This window comes from Mesorhizobium sp. M7A.F.Ca.ET.027.03.2.1 (assembly GCF_003999175.1).
Lineage (GTDB): Bacteria > Pseudomonadota > Alphaproteobacteria > Rhizobiales > Rhizobiaceae > Mesorhizobium.
Genome location: NZ_RZOM01001898.1, coordinates 1 through 457 on the forward strand (window position 1 = coordinate 1; position 457 = coordinate 457).

Sequence of the window (457 nt, forward strand, 5' to 3'; positions counted from 1 at the left end):
GTCATGGTGAGCTGCACCGCCCTTCGCGCTGGCGCCCCGCCGCCCGCCACTCACGCGCCGCCGGCGGCTTGCCGGCCCCGCGCATCGTGTCGCAAAAAGCCTGCGATTTCCCTGTTGCAATCGCCGCGCTCTTCAGCCATATAGGCCCGGCTTGCGGCCAAGCGCCGTGCGAGCGGGTGTAGCTCAGGGGTAGAGCACAACCTTGCCAAGGTTGGGGTCGAGCGTTCGAATCGCTTCACCCGCTCCAAATCTTCTTTGGATTTGAAAAGCATAAAGGGCCCGGGTAACCGGGCCTTTTTGCTATCTGGCGCCGGGGAGCGGGGGGACGACGTTTCCAGCCGAAGCCGGGAACGTAGGGCTGCCCATCCGACCTGGGTGTTGAGCCTCAACAGGTTGTCCGCGCGTAGAGCGAGGCGGCTCCGGAATTTGCGTCGCGGGCGATCGATATGCCATGGAT

At 64.6% G+C, this 457-nt stretch carries 1 protein-coding gene and 1 tRNA gene; both read left to right on the forward strand.

The features are described from left to right. On the forward strand, positions 1-182 hold a 182-nt coding region (locus EN750_RS40225), incomplete at its 5' end, for a hypothetical protein (protein ID WP_210212821.1). Continuing rightward, a tRNA-Gly gene (locus EN750_RS38665) sits at positions 173-247 on the forward strand. The genes EN750_RS40225 and EN750_RS38665, both read left to right, overlap by 10 nt. Positions 248-457: the final 210 nt, after the last annotated feature.